Origin of the sequence: Dyella sp. EPa41, assembly GCF_016586165.1 — a bacterium.
Lineage (GTDB): Bacteria > Pseudomonadota > Gammaproteobacteria > Xanthomonadales > Rhodanobacteraceae > Dyella.
The window spans coordinates 13,531-32,408 of the sequence record NZ_BCPR01000002.1 but is presented as its reverse complement, the minus strand read 5'-3'; the positions used below and the strand labels follow the sequence as shown (position 1 = coordinate 32,408).

At 60.7% G+C, this 18,878-nt stretch carries 22 protein-coding genes; 10 read left to right on the top strand and 12 right to left on the bottom strand.

The window, feature by feature from the left end:
* Window positions 1-21 precede the first annotated feature (21 nt).
* The 3 genes from JMF82_RS00990 to JMF82_RS00980 are packed head-to-tail and all read right to left on the bottom strand — an operon-like array spanning window position 22 to window position 1,829.
* Window positions 22-216, bottom strand: a complete 195-nt coding sequence (locus JMF82_RS00990; protein ID WP_201312671.1) for an SDR family oxidoreductase — start codon at window positions 214-216, stop codon at window positions 22-24.
* Window positions 217-246: 30 nt separating this feature from the next.
* Window positions 247-1,101: an alpha/beta hydrolase gene (locus tag JMF82_RS00985; RefSeq protein WP_201312670.1), complete on the bottom strand. Its 855-nt coding sequence runs from the start codon at window positions 1,099-1,101 to the stop codon at window positions 247-249.
* Between the two features lie 35 nt (window positions 1,102-1,136).
* On the bottom strand, window positions 1,137-1,829 hold the full coding sequence (locus JMF82_RS00980) for an alpha/beta hydrolase (RefSeq protein WP_201312669.1): 693 nt from the start codon (window positions 1,827-1,829) through the stop codon (window positions 1,137-1,139).
* A gap of 81 nt (window positions 1,830-1,910) precedes the next feature.
* Here JMF82_RS00980 and JMF82_RS00975 point away from each other — a divergent pair, with 81 nt between their 5' ends.
* Both JMF82_RS00975 and JMF82_RS00970 read left to right on the top strand, forming a co-directional pair.
* The gene (locus JMF82_RS00975) at window positions 1,911-2,609 is read left to right on the top strand and encodes an ABATE domain-containing protein (RefSeq protein WP_201312668.1); all 699 of its coding nucleotides are present in this window, start codon (window positions 1,911-1,913) and stop codon (window positions 2,607-2,609) included.
* Window positions 2,610-2,761: 152 nt separating this feature from the next.
* Entirely contained in the window at window positions 2,762-3,982 is a 1,221-nt protein-coding gene (locus JMF82_RS00970) for a DUF418 domain-containing protein (protein WP_201312667.1), read from the top strand.
* 140 nt (window positions 3,983-4,122) lie between these two features.
* Here JMF82_RS00970 and JMF82_RS00965 read toward each other — a convergent pair whose 3' ends face one another.
* A complete protein-coding gene (locus tag JMF82_RS00965; protein ID WP_201312666.1) occupies window positions 4,123-5,820 on the bottom strand; it encodes a D-aminoacylase in 1,698 nt (565 codons plus the stop codon).
* A gap of 324 nt (window positions 5,821-6,144) precedes the next feature.
* On the opposite strand from JMF82_RS00965, the gene JMF82_RS22145 reads away from it, so the two are divergent.
* From JMF82_RS22145 to JMF82_RS00950, 3 genes are all read left to right on the top strand, one after another.
* The gene (locus JMF82_RS22145) at window positions 6,145-6,672 is read left to right on the top strand and encodes a DUF2946 domain-containing protein (RefSeq protein ID WP_255559914.1); all 528 of its coding nucleotides are present in this window, start codon (window positions 6,145-6,147) and stop codon (window positions 6,670-6,672) included.
* 180 nt (window positions 6,673-6,852) lie between these two features.
* Window positions 6,853-7,953, top strand: a complete 1,101-nt coding sequence (locus JMF82_RS00955) for a transporter (RefSeq protein WP_201312664.1) — start codon at window positions 6,853-6,855, stop codon at window positions 7,951-7,953.
* Between the two features lie 71 nt (window positions 7,954-8,024).
* Window positions 8,025-8,567 carry a TlpA disulfide reductase family protein gene (locus JMF82_RS00950; RefSeq protein ID WP_236585230.1) on the top strand — a complete coding sequence of 181 codons (543 nt, stop codon included), beginning with the start codon at window positions 8,025-8,027 and terminating at the stop codon, window positions 8,565-8,567.
* Window positions 8,568-8,772: 205 nt separating this feature from the next.
* On the opposite strand, the gene JMF82_RS00945 is transcribed toward JMF82_RS00950, so the two are convergent.
* The 3 genes from JMF82_RS00945 to JMF82_RS00935 are packed head-to-tail and all read right to left on the bottom strand — an operon-like array spanning window position 8,773 to window position 10,910.
* The gene (locus JMF82_RS00945; protein WP_201312663.1) at window positions 8,773-9,369 is read right to left on the bottom strand and encodes an NAD(P)-binding domain-containing protein; all 597 of its coding nucleotides are present in this window, start codon (window positions 9,367-9,369) and stop codon (window positions 8,773-8,775) included.
* Between the two features lie 26 nt (window positions 9,370-9,395).
* Complete coding sequence (locus tag JMF82_RS00940; protein WP_201312662.1) at window positions 9,396-10,163, bottom strand: SDR family oxidoreductase; 768 nt, start codon at window positions 10,161-10,163, stop codon at window positions 9,396-9,398.
* A gap of 12 nt (window positions 10,164-10,175) precedes the next feature.
* Window positions 10,176-10,910: an SDR family oxidoreductase gene (locus tag JMF82_RS00935; RefSeq protein ID WP_201312661.1), complete on the bottom strand. Its 735-nt coding sequence runs from the start codon at window positions 10,908-10,910 to the stop codon at window positions 10,176-10,178.
* A gap of 151 nt (window positions 10,911-11,061) precedes the next feature.
* Here JMF82_RS00935 and JMF82_RS00930 point away from each other — a divergent pair, with 151 nt between their 5' ends.
* Entirely contained in the window at window positions 11,062-11,625 is a 564-nt protein-coding gene (locus JMF82_RS00930; protein WP_201312660.1) for a TetR/AcrR family transcriptional regulator, read from the top strand.
* Between the two features lie 113 nt (window positions 11,626-11,738).
* Here the strand turns inward: JMF82_RS00930 and JMF82_RS00925 are convergent, their stop codons facing one another.
* Window positions 11,739-12,026 (bottom strand): DUF2845 domain-containing protein, encoded by a 288-nt coding sequence (locus JMF82_RS00925; protein WP_201312659.1) that lies wholly within the window; start codon window positions 12,024-12,026, stop codon window positions 11,739-11,741.
* Between the two features lie 973 nt (window positions 12,027-12,999).
* On the opposite strand from JMF82_RS00925, the gene JMF82_RS00920 reads away from it, so the two are divergent.
* The gene (locus JMF82_RS00920) at window positions 13,000-13,737 is read left to right on the top strand and encodes a CPBP family intramembrane glutamic endopeptidase (protein WP_201312658.1); all 738 of its coding nucleotides are present in this window, start codon (window positions 13,000-13,002) and stop codon (window positions 13,735-13,737) included.
* Window positions 13,738-14,078: 341 nt separating this feature from the next.
* On the opposite strand, the gene JMF82_RS00915 is transcribed toward JMF82_RS00920, so the two are convergent.
* The 3 genes from JMF82_RS00915 to JMF82_RS00905 all read right to left on the bottom strand — a co-directional run bounded on the left by JMF82_RS00915 (window position 14,079) and on the right by JMF82_RS00905 (window position 15,619).
* The gene (locus tag JMF82_RS00915; RefSeq protein ID WP_201312657.1) at window positions 14,079-14,453 is read right to left on the bottom strand and encodes a hypothetical protein; all 375 of its coding nucleotides are present in this window, start codon (window positions 14,451-14,453) and stop codon (window positions 14,079-14,081) included.
* Between the two features lie 373 nt (window positions 14,454-14,826).
* Window positions 14,827-15,135: a HigA family addiction module antitoxin gene (locus JMF82_RS00910; protein WP_201312656.1), complete on the bottom strand. Its 309-nt coding sequence runs from the start codon at window positions 15,133-15,135 to the stop codon at window positions 14,827-14,829.
* 139 nt (window positions 15,136-15,274) lie between these two features.
* Entirely contained in the window at window positions 15,275-15,619 is a 345-nt protein-coding gene (locus JMF82_RS00905; protein WP_201312655.1) for a hypothetical protein, read from the bottom strand.
* A gap of 394 nt (window positions 15,620-16,013) precedes the next feature.
* On the opposite strand from JMF82_RS00905, the gene JMF82_RS00900 reads away from it, so the two are divergent.
* Complete coding sequence (locus JMF82_RS00900; protein WP_201312654.1) at window positions 16,014-16,226, top strand: hypothetical protein; 213 nt, start codon at window positions 16,014-16,016, stop codon at window positions 16,224-16,226.
* Window positions 16,227-16,471: 245 nt separating this feature from the next.
* On the opposite strand, the gene JMF82_RS00895 is transcribed toward JMF82_RS00900, so the two are convergent.
* The gene (locus tag JMF82_RS00895; protein ID WP_201312653.1) at window positions 16,472-17,230 is read right to left on the bottom strand and encodes a hypothetical protein; all 759 of its coding nucleotides are present in this window, start codon (window positions 17,228-17,230) and stop codon (window positions 16,472-16,474) included.
* A 368-nt stretch (window positions 17,231-17,598) separates the two neighbouring features.
* Between JMF82_RS00895 and JMF82_RS00890 the strand changes: the two genes are divergently transcribed.
* Window positions 17,599-18,318 (top strand): hypothetical protein, encoded by a 720-nt coding sequence (locus tag JMF82_RS00890; RefSeq protein ID WP_201312652.1) that lies wholly within the window; start codon window positions 17,599-17,601, stop codon window positions 18,316-18,318.
* Between the two features lie 43 nt (window positions 18,319-18,361).
* Window positions 18,362-18,844 (top strand): hypothetical protein, encoded by a 483-nt coding sequence (locus tag JMF82_RS00885; RefSeq protein ID WP_201312651.1) that lies wholly within the window; start codon window positions 18,362-18,364, stop codon window positions 18,842-18,844.
* Window positions 18,845-18,878: the final 34 nt, after the last annotated feature.

Sequence of the window (18,878 nt, the reverse complement as noted above, 5' to 3'; positions counted from 1 at the left end):
GTCATCCCAAGCGTGGCCCGGCTACAGCGACTTGACCTCGCCGCCGTCCATGCGAAGCATCGAGCCGGTCATCCAGCGAGCGGCCGGTGAGACCAGGAACGCCATGAGCTCCGCGATCTCCTCGGGCCGGCCGTATCGTGCGATGCCCGCTTCGCGCGCGACCAGTATCACCGCGCCGAAATCCCCGGCCAGCCGGACGGCGGTGGTAGTGGACATGGCTTGCTCCCGGCGCAGGGGCCCATGGGTTTACCGCTTGAAGAACGTGCGGATGGCATCCGCGATCTCGCCGGCATGCGTTTCCAGCGCGAAGTGACCCGTATCGAGGAATCGCACCTCGGCGTCGGGGATATCCCGGCGGAACGCTTCGGCACCAGGAGGGAGGAAGAACGGATCGTTCTTGCCCCAGATGGCCAGCAGGCGCGGCCGATGCTGGCGGAAGTACGCCTGGAAGGCGGGATAGAGAGCGATATTGCTCTGGTAGTCGAGGAACAGATCGAGCTGTACCTCGTGCGCACCTTCACGAGCGAGATAGTAGTTGTCCAGCCCGATGCCATCCGGTGACACCCGCGATTCGTCGGCGGTGCCGTGAACGTACTGCCAGCGCGTGGCCTCCGGCGTCAACAGGGCGCGCAGTGCGTCGCGGTTGGCGTCGGTCGGGTTCTCCCAATACGCGCGAATGGGATTCCAACCGTCGCTCAGCCCCTCCACATACGCGTTGCCGTTCTGCGTGACGATGCCCTGGATACGCTCAGGATGCTTCACCGCAAGGCGAAAACCCGTCGGCGCACCGTAATCGAACACGTAGACGATGTAGCGATCAAAACCAATGGCGTCGGTCAGGCCATCGATGATCGCCGCCAGGTGATCGAAGCTGTATGTGAATGCCGCGCGCGGGGGCATGTCCGTTTGCCCAAAGCCCGGCAGATCCGGCGCCACGATGTGGAAGTCATGGCAAAGGAGAGGAATCAGGTCGCGAAACATGTGCCCCGAACTCGGAAAGCCGTGCAGCAGTAGCAATTTCGGCTTACCGGGCGTTCCCGCTTCACGATAGAAAACGTCGATGTCTTCGACGCGGGCTTTGCGATAGTGGATGACGGACATGGCAGTCTCCCTTGTCTGGGTGGGCGTGTTGGGGATCAGTCAGCAATGGCGCGCAGTGCGTCGCCGATGATGTCGGTGACCAGCGATGGCGCGGTCACGCTCGGCAGGTGGTCGACGGGATAGGCGCGGATATGCGCATGCATCCGCTCGGCCATGAAGCGCTGCGTTTTCTCGGGAATCATGTGGTCGTGTTGCGCAACGAGGTACCAGGCCGGTACGCGCTTCCACAGCGGCTCACCGACGGGAACCGAGATGCAGTCGGGGGATATGGGTCGCTGCGCGGCGGCGAGCGCCTGATGTTCCTGCGCCGTCGCGTGTTGTGCGAAAGCGGTCGCAAAGGCCTCGGGTGGCAGCCATAGGCGTCCGTCGCTGGCCGGCGCCAACACCGGCGCCTTGTCGTCGTGTCCAAAGCGATTGAACACCTCGGCCACGGTTTCACCCTCGTCGGGCGCCAGGCCCGCGATATACACCAGGGCCTTCACCTTCGGGCTTTGCGTGGCGGCGATCACCGCGCCGGCATAGGCATGCGCCACCAGCACCACCGGGCCGTCGATCGCCGCCAGTACCTCCTCCAACGCCGCCACATCACCGGCGAAGGACGACATGGGCAGGCCAAAAGTAACCGCCTTGATGGATTTATCGTGGAGTTCGCTCGTCACTTTCGACCAGCTCGACTCGTCGGCCCAGGCTCCATGGGCCAGTACCACGGTTGCGGGTGAAGATTTCATCGTATTGCCCTCCAGCGGCATGGTGCCAAGGCTTGCGGGTAAGGCCGCCTCGCCGATTGGCGTAACCAGACAAACGTCGACATGGAGGTTATTCTCGTAAAGCGTAACTTGTCAAGCACAATTAAGGAGGTTACCGTTGCGCAAGGAGGTTCCATGACCCAGACGATGCCCGCCTTTTTCCTGGCCGATTCCACCGGACTCGATTTCCTCAACTCCGTGGCGACGCCCGTCGAAACGCCCATCGACTGGCTTGAAGACGGTGAAGGGCTGCTTGGCTGGCTTCAACAGGCGCGACTCGTGCCTGACGAGGTGCTTCGCGACATTCGGGAGCGGGCGATCCCGGGCGAGATGGATCGTCTTGCCGCGCAGGCGAGAGCACTGAGGGAGTGGTTCCGTTCGTTCGTTCGCGAACGCAAGGGGCGTCCGCTGACGCCTGAAGACCTGGCCGCGCTCGAACCGTTGAACGAGCTGCTCCGGCGTGACGAGGGCTACGGCGAAGTCGTGGCACTGCCGTCGGATCATGCGACGGCGCTGACGTTCGCGGCCAAGCGTCGCTGGAGCTCACCCGAGGCGTTGCTGCTGCCGATCGCCGAAGCCATGGCGCGCCTGGTTTGCGACGAAGACTTCTCGCATGTGAAGGCATGCGAAGGGCCGACCTGCACCCTGCTCTTTGCCGACCACACGCGGGGACACGCCCGCCGCTGGTGCAGCATGGCGTTCTGCGGCAACCGCGCCAAACAGGCCGCCCACCGGCGCCGTCAAAAAGAGACGAAGAACTAGACTCGATGCCTTCGCGGGCATCGTTTCGATCTTCAGGCATCGGACCAGAGAGCAGGCCCCAGGAATCTGCGCGCTGAAGGCTTGCAGGCCAGTGATAGCCCGCGCATCATCCGCGCGCCATCGTCGCGACGGCTTGAAGCGGAGGGGTTTCCATGCAGCAGGCCGCTGTGATCGTAAAGGATGCTCCAGTGACCGAGCACTCGGCTCCGGTCAGCCCCACCCAGCGTGTTCAAGCCATCGATGTTTTGCGCGGGCTAGCCCTGTTCGGCGTGCTGATGGTCAACCTGGTAACGGAGTTTCGAGTCTCTGTTTTCCAGCAGTTTCTGCCACCTGATCCGGCGATGCCATGGATCGACCGCCTGGCGGAGACGTTCGTCACTGCCGTGCTGGAGCTGAAAGCGATTTCGCTGTTTTCGCTACTGTTCGGCGTAGGGATGGCCATCCAGTTCGAGCACTTGCAGGACGACCCATCCAGGTTGCCGTTGCTTGTCCGCCGTGTCTGCGTGCTGCTTGTGTTCGGCGTGATCCATATGTGTCTTATATGGAACGGCGATATTCTTACGGAGTACGCGCTCGTTGGGATGCTCGCCATCCCATTCCTCTATTTTCCGAACCGTGCGCTCTGCGCGGCGGCACTGGGCCTGGTCGTGCTCTTCGTGAGCCTCTCGCTTCTCTTGCCACAGGGATACTGGCCGACGACTGCCCTGCTTCAGCAACAGGTAGCGGATGCAAACCGCATCTACGCGAACGGTGGTTACGGAGACGTGCTGCGTTTCCGCGTGCAAGAGATCCCTGTGCTCTTGCCCCTACTTGCCTACATTGCGCCGAGGACGCTGGCACTCTTCCTTGCCGGCATCCTGGTTTGGCGCAGCGGCGTTCTTCGCCATCCTGACAGGTACAAGCCGTGGCTCTTATGCACGACTGTTTCAGGCCTGTCGCTGGGCGCCGTCCTGACATTCATGGATGGCTCCGGGCGCGCCCTCGTTTCCGCCGAGTATCAGCCCTGGCTGACCTTGGTCGCGCCGTTGGGACCCATCGCCTTGGCGTCGGGATACGCAAGCGTGTTGCTCTTGCTTCTTGGGTTCACTCGCGCGCGCAAGGTGCTTGGCATATTCGCCCCTTTGGGCCGCATGGCCTTCACCAGTTACATATGTCAGTCGCTGGTATTCGGGTGGCTGTTCTATGGCTACGGCCTGGGCTGGTTTGGCCGTCTCGGCGCTGCACGGACCTTGGTGCTGGGATTGGCCGTCTACATCGCCCAGATTATTGTCAGTGAATGGTGGCTCCGCCGATTCAGGTTCGGTCCCATCGAGTGGCTATGGCGCACTTTGATGTATGGCGTTCGCCAGCCCATGCGGCTGCGTAAGAGCTAGGCCCATGCTCCAAGGTGCGCCTTCGATCCATGGCCGCCTTTCCCGGAAAGTGCATGCTGCCCATCACCTTGATGAGCGAACGCAACGGCGTCGGGCCGACTACCTGCCAGCACCTTCACCATGAAAGCCGTCGACGTGCACTACTTCGTCCACGTCCAGGTCCACTGGCTCGCGGCATCCTTGCAGCTGCCGCCGAGTGACTTGGCGGCGCGGCCGCGAACGAAGCGGCCGGTAGGCGCGCCTGTCGCTTTGCCGTCGCGGATGGCGAACTGGCCGTTCACCAGCACTTGCTGCACACCCGTGGTCAGCTGGTGCGGTTTGGCGTAGGTGGCGTGATCCTGGATCGTCGCGGGGTCGAACACCACCACGTCGGCGTACGCACCCGCCTTCAGGCGACCGCGATCCGGTAGTGAGAGGACATCGGCCGGCAGCGTGCTCAGTTTGCGCACCGCCTGCTCCACGGTCAGCACGTGATCCTTGCGCACGTACTGCGCGAAAACGCGGGCAAAGCTGCCATAGGCGCGCGGGTGCGGAGACGATTTCAGGAACACGCCTTCCGGCGCCGCGCCCGTTTCGTCGGAATCAAAACTCACCCACGGCAGCGCGACCATGCGACGTACGTTTTCTTCGCTCATCAGCGTGTAGGCGATGCCGACCCGCGAGCCATCTTCGATCACCAGGTCGATCGCCGCATCCTCCGGGCTCACGCCACGCTCGCGCGCGACTTGCGCCAGGCTTTTCCCGGTGAGGTTCTTGAGCGCGGGGTTCTTGAACTGCAGCAGCACCGTGTGCTCCGCGCCCGCCGCGGCCAGCAGGTTTTCCCAGGTGTCCGGATGCGGATTGCGCATTTCCTCCAGCACCCGCTTGCGTATGGCCGGGTCGCGCAGGCGCGCGATCCATGCTTCCAGTCCGCCGTCCTGCACCCACGATGGCATCGCCGCATCCAACCCGGTGGCGCCCGCCGTGTAGGTGTACATGTCGGCCGTGATGCGCACGCCTTGCGCGCGCTGCTGCTCGATGGTGCCGATCACCTTGTCGATCTTGTTCCAGTTGTCCTTGCCCGCCAGTTTCAGGTGATAGATCTCGGCTGGTGCCCCGCTGGCCTTGGCAATGGCGATCGTCTCGTCGATGGCGGCCTCGATGCGGTCGCCTTCGCTGCGCATATGCGCCGAATAGATGCCGCCGCAGCGTGCCGACTCCTGCGCCATGGCGATCAGCTCCGGCGTCTTGGCATAGGTTTCCGGCGAGTAGATCAAGGCCGTGGTTACGCCCAGCGCGCCCTCCTCCATGCTTTGCCGCACCAGCGCGCGCATGGCGGCAAGCTGCGCGGCATCGGGTGCCACATTCCGCTCGCCCAGCACGTGGGTGCGCACCGTGCCCTCACCGACAAACGATGCAATATTCGGTGAGATGCCCTTGCGCTCGAGCAGCGACAGATACTCGCCCAGCGTCGTCCACGTCACCGGATACTTGATGTCGATCTGACGCTCGGCCATCAACCGCTGCATGGTAGGGTTCAAGGGCCCCATCGACATCTCGCCCAACACTTCCAGCGTCACGCCTTGCGTGAGGTCGCTCAGCGCACGTCCGTCGACGAACAACGAGTCTTCCGGGTGCGACAGCATGTTGATGAAGCCGGGCGCGATGGCCTGGCCATGCGCATCGATGACGGTCGTGTCCTTGGCGCTGCCCGCGTCCTTGCGCGCCGGGCCTACATAAGCAATGCGGTCACCGTCTATCGCTACTTCGCCGGCATAAGGCTTGCCGCCGGAGCCGTCATAGATCATGCCGTTGCGGATCAGCACGTCATGTGCCGACGCCAGCGACGAAAGACCCATGAGTACAGCCAGTGGAACAACACGAAGACGCAGGACAGCGACCATGGCAATGCCCTTTAATGAGTTGACCAGTGAGCGTGCGGCGACTATTGCGCAACCCGGGTTTGACGGGTTGCAGCCCGGGAATACGCCCCGAACGGGATGGTAAGGCGATTGGGCACGGCCTTCCAAATCCATATCGCAGGCGGGCTCATCGTTGCCGCCAGAGCGCGGGTAATCGCGCGCTGCCCTGGCTGACGTCGCTGCGAAAGCAGCAATCAGCGCCGGCTTTCCGAGAAAGCGCACCCGACCCTTGCCTTTGCAACAAGCGCCGCGGAAGCACGCATGCCAGGCCTCGGCGCATGGCGCCATGAAAGCACCCGCACAATCCTGCGCCGCAGCTGCGACATCAGTGGCAGCGGGTGGGCGACAGCCGCGTGCTACATTTCACCTGTTAGCCCTCCAGTCCCGACAGATTTCGTGCCCCGACGCAGAGCCCAACGACAGCTCGTCCATTGGCTAGCCTGGCTAGCCATGGCGTTTATTGTCGTGGCGCCGCTTGTGTCGCGCGTGATGCCGGCACATACCGCCATGCACGGCATGGCGGGCATGATGAGCATGGTGAGTGGCGATTGCCCGCATGCGTTGGCCGGCACCGATCATCCCTCGACGCCCGACCATCCGGCCGACGCGACTGATCGTTGCGGCTATTGCGTCCTGCTTGATCACCAGTCGCTGGTAGCTGCGCACGCTATCCTGCATCACGATCCTGCACCGCCACGCGCCTTTGTATCCGCGGCCCTGCACGAGGCCGAAGTACAAAAGACGCCACGCGAGGATGCGCGCCCGCGCGGGCCTCCCTACGTTTCCTGACAAGCCGGCGAGCGTCCGCGCACACCTTGCGCTGGACTGACGGCCGCCGTTCAAGCTACCGACGCCCCGGTCGCCGGACCACGTGCAAGCCCACGTGTTCCAACGCGGCTGCGCGAGCACTCAAACATGTCCATGCCTGGCGAACCGTCTTGCGTTCGCGGCACGTTATTGGAACACCCCATGCGCGTCACCCGATCTTCTTTCACCTTCACGCCACGCCGCTGGTCGCTTCGCCAAGCCGGCGCAGCGAGCACCCTGTTGTGTCTCACCGCGCTGTTCCCGCAAGTAGCCAGCGCATGCGCGACATGCGGATGCACCCTCAGCACCGATGCGGCCACCGGTTACTCGACTGCCAGCGGATGGCGCTTGAACGTCGATTACACGTTCATCGACCAGGACCAACTTCGCCACGGCAGTGGCAAGGCCTCACCCCAGCAGGTGGTCAACCAGCCATCCGACCCTTCGCTGGGCGGAGGCGAGATCGAGAAGCAGACCGTCAACCGCTACATCAACGTTGCTGCGGCCTATCACTTCAATGCCGACTGGGGCGTGACGTTTGTGGTGCCCTATGTTGTTCGCGATCACGACACTTACGGCACGCAACTGGCCCCCTACACGCCCGCCGCGACGGCACCCGATCAGGTCAGCAACGCCCACGTGGCCGGCCTGGGCGATATCAAGCTCATCGGCAGCTACCAGGGCTTTCTGCCCCTGCACAACCTGGGCATCCAGTTCGGCATCAAACTGCCGACCGGCCACTACGGCGGCGGGACCGATGACGGTGACCTGATCGGCCACCCGACAACGTTCCACTCCGGCCCCTACCTTGGGCAGTCGCTGGATAGCAGCCTGCAGGCGGGCACGGGCAGCACCGACCTCATCGTCGGTGCCTACTATTACCAACCCGTCAGCCAGAACTTCGATATGTTCGTGAATGGCCAGTTCCAGGCCGCCGTGAGCGAGAAGATGAATCGACCAGGCGCCGACTTCCGGCCTGGCAACCTCACCTCCGCCAGCTTCGGCCTGCGATACGAGGCACACGCAAACTGGGTGCCGCAATTGCAGGTCAACGTGATTCACCGCAGCGCCGACCAGGGTGCCTTTGCCGACCGCCCTGACACCGCCGGTACGGTGGCCTATCTCAGCCCAGGCATCAGCGCCAGCTTGAGCCGCAATCTCCAGTTCTATGCGTTCGTGCAGGTGCCCGTGTACAGCCATTTGCAGGGATACCAACTGTTCCCGCGCTGGACCGGCACCGTCGGCCTGAGCATGCAGCTGTGATCATGCCGGCTGACCAGAAAGCAGGGGCGCCGATGCGGACATGCGCCACGCATCCCGCGAGCAGGCCTGCAATGCTTGCGGTTCGACATGGACAGATGAAGCGCGCGTGGCGTTACCTCGCGGTGCTTGTACTGCTGCTCGCCGGCATGTCAGCGGCATTCGCCAACGAGCTTCGCCTTGGACAACCGGCGCCAGGCATCACCCTGAACACGCTGGACGGGCGACACATCTCGCTGGACGAACTCCGCGGCAAAACCGTCATCCTCACCTTCTGGGCCACATGGTGTGAACCCTGCCGCGATGAGCTGCCCATGTTGTCCCGCTATGCGCAGGAGCATGCGCAAGACCATCTCGTCGTACTGGGTTTCAGTCTTGATACGCCGGACATGCTTGACCAGGTGAAGAAGGTGGCGTCCACGCTCAGTTTCCCCACGGGGCTGCTCGGCGATCCGCACGTACCCGGCTATGGCCGCATCTGGCGCCTGCCGGTCAGCTTCGTCATCGATCGACATGGCCTTCTTGTCCACGACGGCTGGAAAGACAAGCAACCCGAACTCACTCGTGACAGGCTCGAAACGGTGGTAACTCCACTGTTGGACAAGCCGCCTTATTGACCTGCAAAGACCACGGAGACAGGTTCACTTCCGGACTCAAGAGAAGTGAACCTGCCCCCTTTTAGTGAAGAACGTCGGGTACGAGTCAGGCCCTGGCACAGCACGCATCGGCCACGATGCATGTGGGTGAAGCCGGCGATCCAAGGCCGCCAAGCTGCCGCTACCAACAAGGAAGAATCGCCCCGAAATTCGCGATGGCGATTCGTCAGTCGAACTTGACCAAGTCCTTGAAGATCAGATGACCCCAGCTTCTTCCGCGCGCGTGCACCAGCCATCCACCTTCCGAAAGCCCGCCGAGTTGGACTGGCGCGAAACCGAGTTTTTCCGCAAGCGCGGCAACATCCGCTGCGGCGCCGTCATCGTCGCTCGCCAGGAACACCACCCTTCTGCCACCGTGTACGGCCGGGTCCTGGCCAAGCACCGCGGCGACCAAATGGTTGAAGCCCTTCACCAGTCTCGCTCCGGTAAACGCCTTCGCGACGAAGGTAGAGGACGGTAGACCGTCAAGCTCCTCAAGCGGCGCCTGCGTGTTCATCGCGTCGATGATGGTCTTTCCCTTCCAGCTGTGCAGTGCCTTGGCGACCTCCGGGTGCGACTCGAAACGGACGGCCAAAAAAATGACGTCCGCCTTGACGGCTTCCGCCAGGGTTTTGGGAATGATGGTGGATCCGATCGCGGCCGCATCGGCTGCAAAGCTTGCCGGGTCGCGTGTGGTTGCAACGGCCACCTCGATGCCGTTGCGGGCGAACGCCTCGGCAAGCGCGTGGCCGATCTTGCCAAAGCCAATGATGGCGTAGCTCATGGGTTTCTCCTTGTTTCCAAGCGCGGTCATAGCTTGTAGCCGCCGCTTGCTTCGATGGTTTGGCCGGTTACCCAATGGCCGTCATCGGAGGCCAGGAACGCCACGACGGCGGCGATTTCCGAGGGCTCGCCAAAGCGGCCCAGCGCGATTTGGGCCTCGACCACCTTGACGAGTTCGAGGTTCTCCCGAAAGTCGGCGTTCGCATCCGTTCGCGTATAGCCAGGCGCTACGGCGTTCGCGGTGATGCCACGCGACCCCAGCTCGATGGCCAGTGTATGGGTCAAGGTGTTGATGGCCGCTTTAGCCATCGAATAGACGGGTGCAGCCGTCACCGGCTTCGTGGCGGCAGCGGAAGAAATGTTGATGATGCGTCCACCATCGGCGAGACGATCGAGAGCGGCTTGGACGATGAAGAAGGGCGCGCGGGCGTAGACCGCCATCAGGGTGTCCCAACTCTCCGGCGTGGCGTCCTTGAAGCCAACCCAACCGGAATTGCCCGCGTTGTTGACCAGAATGTCGAGGGCTTTGCTTCCGTTCCGCCGGGTGAACTCGTCGTCGAGTCGCTCGAACAACGCCGGGACGGCCGCCGGGTCAACGAGGTCCGCATGGATCGCGAACGCGGCGCCTCCCGCTTTTTCGATGGCCGCGATGGCCTCGTCCGCGCTGGATTTGCTGGCGTTGTAGGTTAGCGCGACGGTGGCACCGTCCTTTGCAAGACGCTCGGCGATGGCGCGGCCAATGCCACGTGATGCCCCGGTAACGAGAGCGGTTTTGCCCTTGAGTGATGGTGTCATTTCATTTTCTCCTCAGAGCTGCGCCAAGCCGCCGTCGACGGCGACCTCGCTGGCGGTCATGAAGCTGCTGTCCGACGAGGCAAGAAAGGCGGCCACTGCCCCGATCTCCGCCGGGTCGGCCATGCGCTGGAGGGGAGTCATCGCGCCGTAGGCCTTCTGGCCCTCCTCGCCGAGTGCCTCCTTGGCGAGTTCCGTCGCGGTCGCCCCGGGCGACAGCACGTTCACCCGGATGCCGGTGCCCTTGAGGTCCTCCGCCCACGTCCGGGCGAGGTTGCGCACCGCGGCCTTGCTCGCGCTGTAGGCCGTGAATCCTGGGGCGCCCGTGGTGCCGGCGCTCGATCCGGTCAGGATGATCGAACCGCCCGCCCCCATCAGCGGCAGCGCCTTCTGCACCGTGAAGATCGTGCCCTTCACGTTGGTGTCGAAGATTTCGTCGATGTGCTCGGCGGTGATCTTGCCGAGCGGAAGCGGGCTTCCCGCCCCGGCATTGGCGAAGACGATGTCGAGGGTTCCCCGCTCGGCCTTCGCCGCCGCGTAGAGCCGATCGAGGTCGGCCTCGTTGGAGACGGAGCCTTTCACCGCGCGGGCCTTCGGCCCAAAGTCGGCCACGGCGGCGTCGAGCGCCTCCTGCCGGCGGCCAAAGATGAAGACGAACGCGCCCTCCTCGATAAAGCGCTTTGCCGCGGCGCGGCCGATGCCGGTAGCGCCACCCGTGATGACTGCCACCTTACCTTCAAGCTTTCCCATGACTTTTCCTTCGGCGTATCGGGCAGTGCCTCTGTTCCCATGGGTACAAAGGCCCTGTATCTTGTGGACCACCGATCCAGATCCTGATCACAGCATCCGAACCATTGATCCACATAATGTGGATCAGTGATCCGCTTGTCAAGGTTCCCGCATGCGCGCCGACGCCCAAAAAAATCGCAGCCAAATACTCACGGTCGCGCGTGACGTCGTTACCGAGCATGGTGCCGATGCATCGATGCGCGACATCGCCCGCCGGGCCGGCGTGGGCTTGGCCACACTGCTTCGTCACTTCCCGTCGCGGGAGGCCCTATTCGAAGCGTTGCTGTGCAACCACCTGGACGCACTGACGCAGAAGGCAGCCGAACTCGAAACGTCGACATCGGCCGACGAAGCACTGCTCACCTGGTTTCGAGCCTTGGTGACATTCGCCCAAAGCTATAGGGGCGTTGTCGCCATGATGGCGGCCGCCCACACCAACCCGGACTCCGCGCTTTACGCTTCGTGCGCCGCAGTGCACTCGGCAGGCGCGCGACTGCTGGTGCGTGCCCAAGACGAAGGAACGGCGCGCGCCGATATGAATGGGGACGACCTGTTCGCCCTGATCACAGCGCTAGGCTGGGCAGTTGACCAACCCTCATTTGCGCCACGAGCGGATCAGCTCGTTCACCTCATCACCAGCGCCATCCTGTCTCGGACACAGGAAAGCGCGGCGTGAAGCGTTCCTTGAACGCTTCATAGTAGGAAAACGGGGTTAGGTTCACTTCTGGACTCAAGAGAAGTGAGCTTGACCCGTTTTGCAGGAAAGGCTGTGCCGCTTGCTTTCACAGATCAGTCGTGGACCGTTTCAAAGTTAACGACTCTTCCACCCACAACGGTCACGATGATCGTCTTGCCGTTCTGCAGGTATTGCCATTCCTCCCCGTTCGCAACCTGGTTAGGCGGCAGCCCTCCCACCTGGAATTGCTTGAACGCACGAATCGACGGCTCACCCATCAACTGAAGCACTCGCGCCGCGCTGTCACCGACGGTGAGCACCTTGTTGCCAACGCGTAGTGAGGCCGCGGCATGCGCGAACAGGCTCACAAGCAGCAAGGGAAGAATCAGATAGCGACGCATAAGGAAAGCTCCCTGGCACCCGATGTGCCTCCAGCGTCTGCTCATTTTTTAGGACAACCTTAGGATCTGACCAGTCGGGTTCCGGCTGGAGTGTGTGTAGGCGCAGATTACCGTCATTGCACGCCGACTCTGATCGGAAGCAGCACAAGCTGCTCAAACTCGCCCCGCTTCGCCACCTGCCCTTGCCCTTCAAAATCGGGGTCAGAGGGATTTTCCTCGTTCAAGGACCGACGTCCGACTAGCTTGGGGCATCTCACTCTGCCCTTCCTCTTTTTTCGGCAAAGAAGCTCAAAGAAGACCCCCCATCAGAACTGGGGGATAGGTAGCTCATCAGGGGACTCAACATAAAACTCTTCTCGACCGCTATCGTCCTGATAGAACGATCCGTCGTAGTGCATTCTGAATTCCGAAAGAAGCGACGCATCCCGAAAGCAAAAGATCGTTACGTCGGCATCCCTATCGGAAATCACCAACCAGCTCGCGTCTGGCGGCAGAAAATAAATCCTGTCCGACGACTCCATTATTGAATCAGCTGCATTGCCTAGGGAAGCACCGTACATACGAGACAGGCAAATCCGCGGACATTGCCTGGCATTCGCTGATAGCAATGCTTGGGGCGCCACGTCAATGATCCTCAGGCGCGGCATGCGCCATGAGCGTCGACCCTTCGACGTCTCAGAACGAGATGCCGACGTTGTCCGCCAGGACTCCAGACGGACATACGTTTGCCTGACGGAGGCGTTCCGTCATTGACGATGCAAGGAGATACCACATGGTTGAGCTTGAAGAGGCCGAGATCGAGCAGGTGAGCGGCGGCCTTCAAATGTGTCGCCCGGGTGATGGCACGGTGGACGGCCCATCCCCTGGACTATGGCCATTCTTCTGTTTCGCCTGCTGAAAAAGGCGTGCTACATGGCGGCCCCTCCGAGGGGCCGCCACTCTTCTATTAGTTGACGGTTTCAAAGGTTACGTCGTGCCGCCATTCCTCGTTCCGTCATTCTGCATCGCTGCCTTGATGCTTATCTTGCTACTGGCTCTGAAGACGACGTTCAAGAGCATCCTTCCCAGGCATGGAAATATTCTTCTAGCGGTTGGCGCACTGCTTGTTGAATGCACCTGTCTTGCTGCCGGCGTGATTCTGGATCGACATGACGGCAATCCAGCCACGCCATGGATTGGAAAGGTGCTGGCCCTTGTTGGACTTGGCCTCTTCATCAGAGCGGCCCTCAAGAGTTTCAGCCTCGCAGACATCGGGCTATGCGCACCACGACCAAACAGCCACTGGCCTACCCTGCTGGTGCTCGTCGCCCTGCTTGCAATGAACCTGGCCACGGCTCACTTCATTCCTATCCATCGGGAACTCACGCTGGCCAGCATGCTCTTCATGGCACTCGTATCCGGCTTGGATGAAGAGATCGTATTCAGAGGGCTCATGCCGTCACTTCTCCGCACGCATGACAAACCACAAGGCAAAGGCAGGGCGGCAAATGCAATCCTGGTCTTCTCAATACCCACCATTGCCTTCGCGCTCATGCACGCATGGCGTTTCCAGAGCGGACATTTCGTCTTCGCCTGGGGCACGTTTGCGTATATAGCCATCGGTGCATGCGGACTCATGTATGTCCGCCTGCGGTCAGGCAGCCTGCTCAACAGCGTTGTGCTGCACAACCTCACCAACGTCGCGACAGCGATCGCCTTGTCCATGAAGTGAAGGATGCAAAGACACGGTGATAACAGAGTCGCGCGCACACCGGACTCAAGAGAAGTGAATCTTCCCCCGTTTTGACAACGCCATCTCGCCTATTGGTGGCCAGTACAGTCCGCCAACAAGGGGGAATGGTGACGAAGAACCCACCTAAGAGGGTCAATTAATGACCAGAACGAAGGGGCATCAGAACCTCACCGCGCCCTTGATAGCGGCGGTCCAGGGGACGGAGGTAGTTAGGCGGGCCTAACTGCCTTCGGCTTTAACCACCTCCGCCCCCTTGGCTGTGGTCCCCTTGGTTGTGCTGGCTAAGATAAGCGCCTTGCGCGCACCTACCTCACTTCACGCTACTTCTCTCGGGCGCGGAGCACATCAACAAATTTCTCGATGTCCGCGCGCCCAAAATCGGAATCCGCCAATTCCATGGCCGTCTCTCGCAATCCCTCACTAGCGAAACTGGTCTTTGGATCCAGCGTCAGTGCGTCAATCACGTATGCGAGCGTCTCCTTCGTGATCGACCAGAGAAGGCAACTGCGCGACAAACTTCGAAGTTCTGGCGTCCCCACCAGCACCGCCTGTTCGCCGCTGAGAATGACTGGCGCGCTCGCTCCACCCTTCTCCAAGGCCTTCACATGCCTTGCAATCTCTTCACTATAGATCTCTTGAAATTGGCTGGGTGATAACTTCCCATCCAAGAGCCTAATAACGTCTAGCCGCCTCATTGATCTCCATCCTTCTTGGGAGGCGGCGGAGGTACCGGTCTGCCCTCTGGCCCACCCGTTAATGGCTTTCTGTGCTTGAAGTCACCAACACGGTCAGTCCTTGTATGTGCGGATTGTCTCTCCTTTCTCGTTTTTATATCGCACATATTGGGCATGGGTTTGCCCGGGACCCTCCGCAGGACAGATTTCAGTGATCTTAGTAAAGCGTCCAATTCGCCCCGTAAACACGCTTCGAACAACTTTGCTCGCGCTACCCTTTTGACTAATGTGGCATGTATAGCGGTAGCCGCCGCAAGCCGCTCCCGGAAATTGTCCCTGGCACCTTTTCATCTCTTTCCTGTCACCCACGCGGGTTTCTGTTGCTCAAACGCGCTTAATCAACGATAGGGCGGTAGGTACGGAGCACGGGCTTTTCCAGATCGCATCGCGCCTGTAGCGCCAGCCAATAGAAGGCGGTGGTGTCGAGGGCGAGGGAGAGGCGGATGGCGGCTTTGGGGGCGATGGGGCGGGTGCCGTTGAGGAAGGCTTTGAGGTGATGGGCGGGGATGCCGGTGCGGCGGGCGAGTCGGGCGGGGTTGAGGGCTTGGGGGATCAGGTAGGCGTGCAGCAGGATTTCGCCGGGGGTTCGCAGTGGTTGCGAGGGGTCCACGTCCAGGTGCGGGGTGAGTTGGATCAGTTCCATGGGTTGTCTTCCCTGTCGGGCACGGCCGCGTAGCGGATAGGCGCTTACAGCGCTCCGTGTCAGTGAATGCCTGGTGGCTTTGTCGGTGATCGCCTGGGAGCGGCGCATCGCCATGCTGGCCGATGCGCCGCAAGGGCGATCATCGGACGTGGGGTGGGTTCACTCGGGGCTCGTGGCCGAGCAGGCTGGCGTACTGCTGGAGGCAGTGGATGGCCGTGCCGAGGCGGGTGGCTTCCGCCATGGAAAGCGGCCACCGCAGCGGCCTGCCGGGAATACCTTGGGCCTGCGCGATGCGGCAGCGCTCGCTGTCGATACGCAGGCGGGTCAGGGCAAGCAGCGCCAGGGCGATGTCACCGCGCGTGCCATGGCGCAGGGTTTCGGGCCATGCCACACGTGTGTGTGGCGGGGCGCCAGCGGGAGGAGTGAGGGTGCCGTCAGCGGGAACAGACGGGCGAATGCGTACCGTATGATCGTGGGTAGCCATGATCAACTTCCAGTCAGTTGGTGATGGTTAGCGGGTCGTGAGTGTTTCCAGCACTCACGGCTCGCGCCTCATGACTTGGTGTCATGGTCACTGGCGAGGTTTTGCAAACGACGACGCGAGTGACCGTCCGAAGCTAACGACTGGCGTTCGCACCGTCTGTCGGATTTCGACGGGATGGACGTCCGTCTAATGGAAGATGACGCGTGCGGTGATACTGGCCGGGGCGGTGTCGTGGCTTCGCACATAGGGTTGTGCGTCTTTCGAGAGAGAGGACAGAGAGCACCGTTTAGCAGTCGGCTCTTAGCCCTGTTTTACATTCTTTCAGAATTGTCTGATTGCCTACCGTGCCTTGATGGAGGACTTTCGTCGTTCCACCCAAAAAGGAGCACTACCCATGCAAGAGTTAACGACGGATGAAATTGCGCAGGTGTCAGGCGGCAGCAATGTGGAAATTTGCCAAGCGGGAACATCCATTGCTGGCGCAGCGATTGGCGGTGTAATCGGTGCATACGGAACCCTGGGGTTCGGCACCGGGGCGGGCATTGGCGTTGGTGGCTGGATTGGCAGCCTCGTCGGGACGGTCGGCTGCAGTTACTTCTTTGCGTAATCACCGATGAACCTGGCCATGTGTGTGCCATTGTGGCTCGTTCTTGTCATGACGCTATGCGCGTTTAGCACCGGCACGAAAAATCGCAAGCTTCAGACAGCAGGACTAGTCATTGCCGCCTGTATTGTTGTTTGGCGGCTCATTACTAGTTGGAATAGCTGACCAGCGTGCAGTAGCCAACAAAACAAGGGGCAGAGTGAACTTTCCTAAGAAGCGCACCCTGCCCCTGTTTTGGTATCCAAAAACTAGGCGGTTTTAGCCATCATTTCTCTATGATCAATCCATGCCAACGCCAGCTTCCTCGAAATAGCTGAAACGGCGAAGGTGATGGCAAAGAGCTGCAAGGCCTCGAACAGAATTGACAGCCTCCGCTCATCGATGACCGCGTCATTCAGGTTTCCCTGAACCACTCGAATGGTTTCCTGATCCAGCGATACCGATCGCTGCAAAGTCTCATCCAACGCTCGATTTGCGGATTCCATGAGTTGATAGACGTCGGACTCCTTCGCGGAACCGATGGCGCGTTGAAGCCCATGCAGTGAACTCCAGACCCGATTGCAAGTGCCCGAATCCGGTCTTTTGGCGCACTGGTCCTCCGGGAGGATCCGAGAGAGTTCATTAGCCGCTTGATTCAAATAGCCCAATCTCGCTGGATAGTTTGCGATGTCGTGATCAAAGCCAGCGCGGAAGAACAGGCCGAGGAAAGAGATGATGGCCATCGCGGCAAGTGCTTCCGAGCGAAATCTCGTTCGCGCCCTTGCTGCTGGTCGCTTCGTATCAGGCAAAGCATTTAATCGCCGCACCTTCTCGACTGTCAGAAGCAAGCCCCATGCAACACTCAAAGCCGCGATGAAAAGAAAGAAGTACCTGGAACGCCCGTTATCAAACGTAAGCCACTCAAGCCCGAGCAAGGCACAGATTACAGCGGCTGTCAGTACAAACGGCAAAGCTTTTTCAACAACGTTCCCCAGCTTGCGTGTCCACTTCAATTGTTGGTCATCCATAGAAGTCCTCCGCCAAAGTCATGCCAGCGCCTTGCGCACTGATTGCCAATCATGAAATCACTCGGGGTGGGCCCTCGAAAATGGGGCGTCGGCAGCGGAAAGAAATCTTGAACGGAATATTTGCTAGGCGACGTCACAATTCGACAGACGGCCTGCGATCCAAAAAGGCTGGCAAAGGAGGGGCAGAATGCCTCTCACCATATAGGCGGTGGGGCGAAGAGCAAGCTTAAGGGGACAGGGGTAGTTCGGGGATTTAGTCAGCGCCGCTCCCGTTGTTCACGATCCAACCTCAGAAAGATAGGCCTTCTAGTGGCCTTCTGGCGGGGCGCGACCGGCCGCTCTATCCTTGTTTAAACAAGGGGAGAGCTATGGAACCGGCGACATTGACCTTTGCTGCACTGAATGCGCGCATTGATGCGCTGCCTGACCACGAAAGTTTGTCGGTCACACCGAGCACGCGTCAGCGATGGGGCTACATCCTAGGTTTCGGCGCGGGGTTTACTGGCCTGCTTGCGGCCAAGCTATTCCCTAGTTCCAAGATTGCGCTGATCTTCACAGCCGTGATGCTGATTGTGGAAGTCGGCGGGTTGATTCTCGCGATCGCGCCGCGTGGTCATTGGCGGCAATGGAGGCTGCCCAGCTTTGCGTCAGAGCGGCGTGAGTTTGCCGACCAGCTCGACTTTGATCTTTACCATTACCAGCAACTGATCGCATGGCTCACCTCCTTTCCCAAGGGACGGCTGGAGGCAATGGCGCAGTACGCCTCACAGCGACATGAGCGCCTGAAGGACAAACATCCACTCATTTCGGGCGGGCTTGAGAAGCTTGGTGCGCTTCCAGTGGCGGCGGTGCTCTACCTACAGTTCAAAGATCTCCACTGGCCACCCCAACCCACGTGGCCTGAGTTCTTCCTTGGCATGGCCATCGTCGGGCTGTACTGGGCAAGTCTGCTACTCGTTAGCGTCCGCTTTCGCGCGCAACTGTTTGCATTGCTCTTATCGCAGGCAGCCGAATCGGCAACTATCCACAGGGACGGCGACCACCAAAGTGAGGGTGCAGAGTCGACTTTCTTGAAAAGTACACTCTGACCCCAGTTTCCGCTAACAACTTGGGAACAAACACAAAGGGGTAGTGTCAATGGACTGGGCCACAACCGCCGTAACCGTGGTGACAAGCAGCCTCGCTTCGGGTTTCGTCACCTTCTTGCTCAATGCTCGCCAGCAGGAGCGTTCGGTTAAACGTGAGAAGCTTGAGCTTCTCTGCGGCCTCTTGCATAAGCAACATGCCCGTTTCGCGGGAATGACGAGACTGGCCAACCAAGCATTGGCCGGCCCTGCAGACCTCAAGGCCTATCAAGATTTCATGGCCGAAAGCGCTCGTGAGAACGACATTGCTCATGAAAAAGTGGTGGCACTCATCGCCATTTACTTTCCAACGCTGAAGCCAAAATTTGACGCTGCGGCGCGAGCCGGTTGGGCTGCAACTGGCGCGGCAGGGATGGCTAAACAGGTTAAGCAGTTTGAGGCTTTGACCGCATGCCACCAAGGGGTTTACCGCGCAGCAATTGAGCTGGGGCCTACCGTAAATGCGCCGCTTTGGAAGTTTTGGAAATAGGTAACGGCGTCATAATTGCGGGCTTAGTCCTTAA

Excerpts from the sequence above, each read along its gene's own strand:
- JMF82_RS00990 (WP_201312671.1), bottom strand. The coding sequence starts at position 216 with ATGTCCACTACCACCGCCGTCCGGCTGGCCGGGGATTTCGGCGCGGTG.
- JMF82_RS00985 (WP_201312670.1), bottom strand. The coding sequence starts at position 1,101 with ATGTCCGTCATCCACTATCGCAAAGCCCGCGTCGAAGACATCGACGTT.
- JMF82_RS00980 (WP_201312669.1), bottom strand. The coding sequence starts at position 1,829 with ATGAAATCTTCACCCGCAACCGTGGTACTGGCCCATGGAGCCTGGGCC.
- JMF82_RS00975 (WP_201312668.1), top strand. The coding sequence starts at position 1,911 with ATGGAGGTTATTCTCGTAAAGCGTAACTTGTCAAGCACAATTAAGGAG.
- JMF82_RS00970 (WP_201312667.1), top strand. The coding sequence starts at position 2,762 with ATGCAGCAGGCCGCTGTGATCGTAAAGGATGCTCCAGTGACCGAGCAC.
- JMF82_RS00965 (WP_201312666.1), bottom strand. The coding sequence starts at position 5,820 with ATGGGTCTTTCGTCGCTGGCGTCGGCACATGACGTGCTGATCCGCAAC.
- JMF82_RS22145 (WP_255559914.1), top strand. The coding sequence starts at position 6,145 with ATGCCAGGCCTCGGCGCATGGCGCCATGAAAGCACCCGCACAATCCTG.
- JMF82_RS00955 (WP_201312664.1), top strand. The coding sequence starts at position 6,853 with ATGCGCGTCACCCGATCTTCTTTCACCTTCACGCCACGCCGCTGGTCG.
- JMF82_RS00950 (WP_236585230.1), top strand. The coding sequence starts at position 8,025 with ATGCTTGCGGTTCGACATGGACAGATGAAGCGCGCGTGGCGTTACCTC.
- JMF82_RS00945 (WP_201312663.1), bottom strand. The coding sequence starts at position 9,369 with ATGAGCTACGCCATCATTGGCTTTGGCAAGATCGGCCACGCGCTTGCC.
- JMF82_RS00940 (WP_201312662.1), bottom strand. The coding sequence starts at position 10,163 with ATGACACCATCACTCAAGGGCAAAACCGCTCTCGTTACCGGGGCATCA.
- JMF82_RS00935 (WP_201312661.1), bottom strand. The coding sequence starts at position 10,910 with ATGGGAAAGCTTGAAGGTAAGGTGGCAGTCATCACGGGTGGCGCTACC.
- JMF82_RS00930 (WP_201312660.1), top strand. The coding sequence starts at position 11,062 with ATGCGCGCCGACGCCCAAAAAAATCGCAGCCAAATACTCACGGTCGCG.
- JMF82_RS00925 (WP_201312659.1), bottom strand. The coding sequence starts at position 12,026 with ATGCGTCGCTATCTGATTCTTCCCTTGCTGCTTGTGAGCCTGTTCGCG.
- JMF82_RS00915 (WP_201312657.1), bottom strand. The coding sequence starts at position 14,453 with ATGAGGCGGCTAGACGTTATTAGGCTCTTGGATGGGAAGTTATCACCC.
- JMF82_RS00910 (WP_201312656.1), bottom strand. The coding sequence starts at position 15,135 with ATGGAACTGATCCAACTCACCCCGCACCTGGACGTGGACCCCTCGCAA.
- JMF82_RS00905 (WP_201312655.1), bottom strand. The coding sequence starts at position 15,619 with ATGGCTACCCACGATCATACGGTACGCATTCGCCCGTCTGTTCCCGCT.
- JMF82_RS00900 (WP_201312654.1), top strand. The coding sequence starts at position 16,014 with ATGCAAGAGTTAACGACGGATGAAATTGCGCAGGTGTCAGGCGGCAGC.
- JMF82_RS00895 (WP_201312653.1), bottom strand. The coding sequence starts at position 17,230 with ATGGATGACCAACAATTGAAGTGGACACGCAAGCTGGGGAACGTTGTT.
- JMF82_RS00890 (WP_201312652.1), top strand. The coding sequence starts at position 17,599 with ATGGAACCGGCGACATTGACCTTTGCTGCACTGAATGCGCGCATTGAT.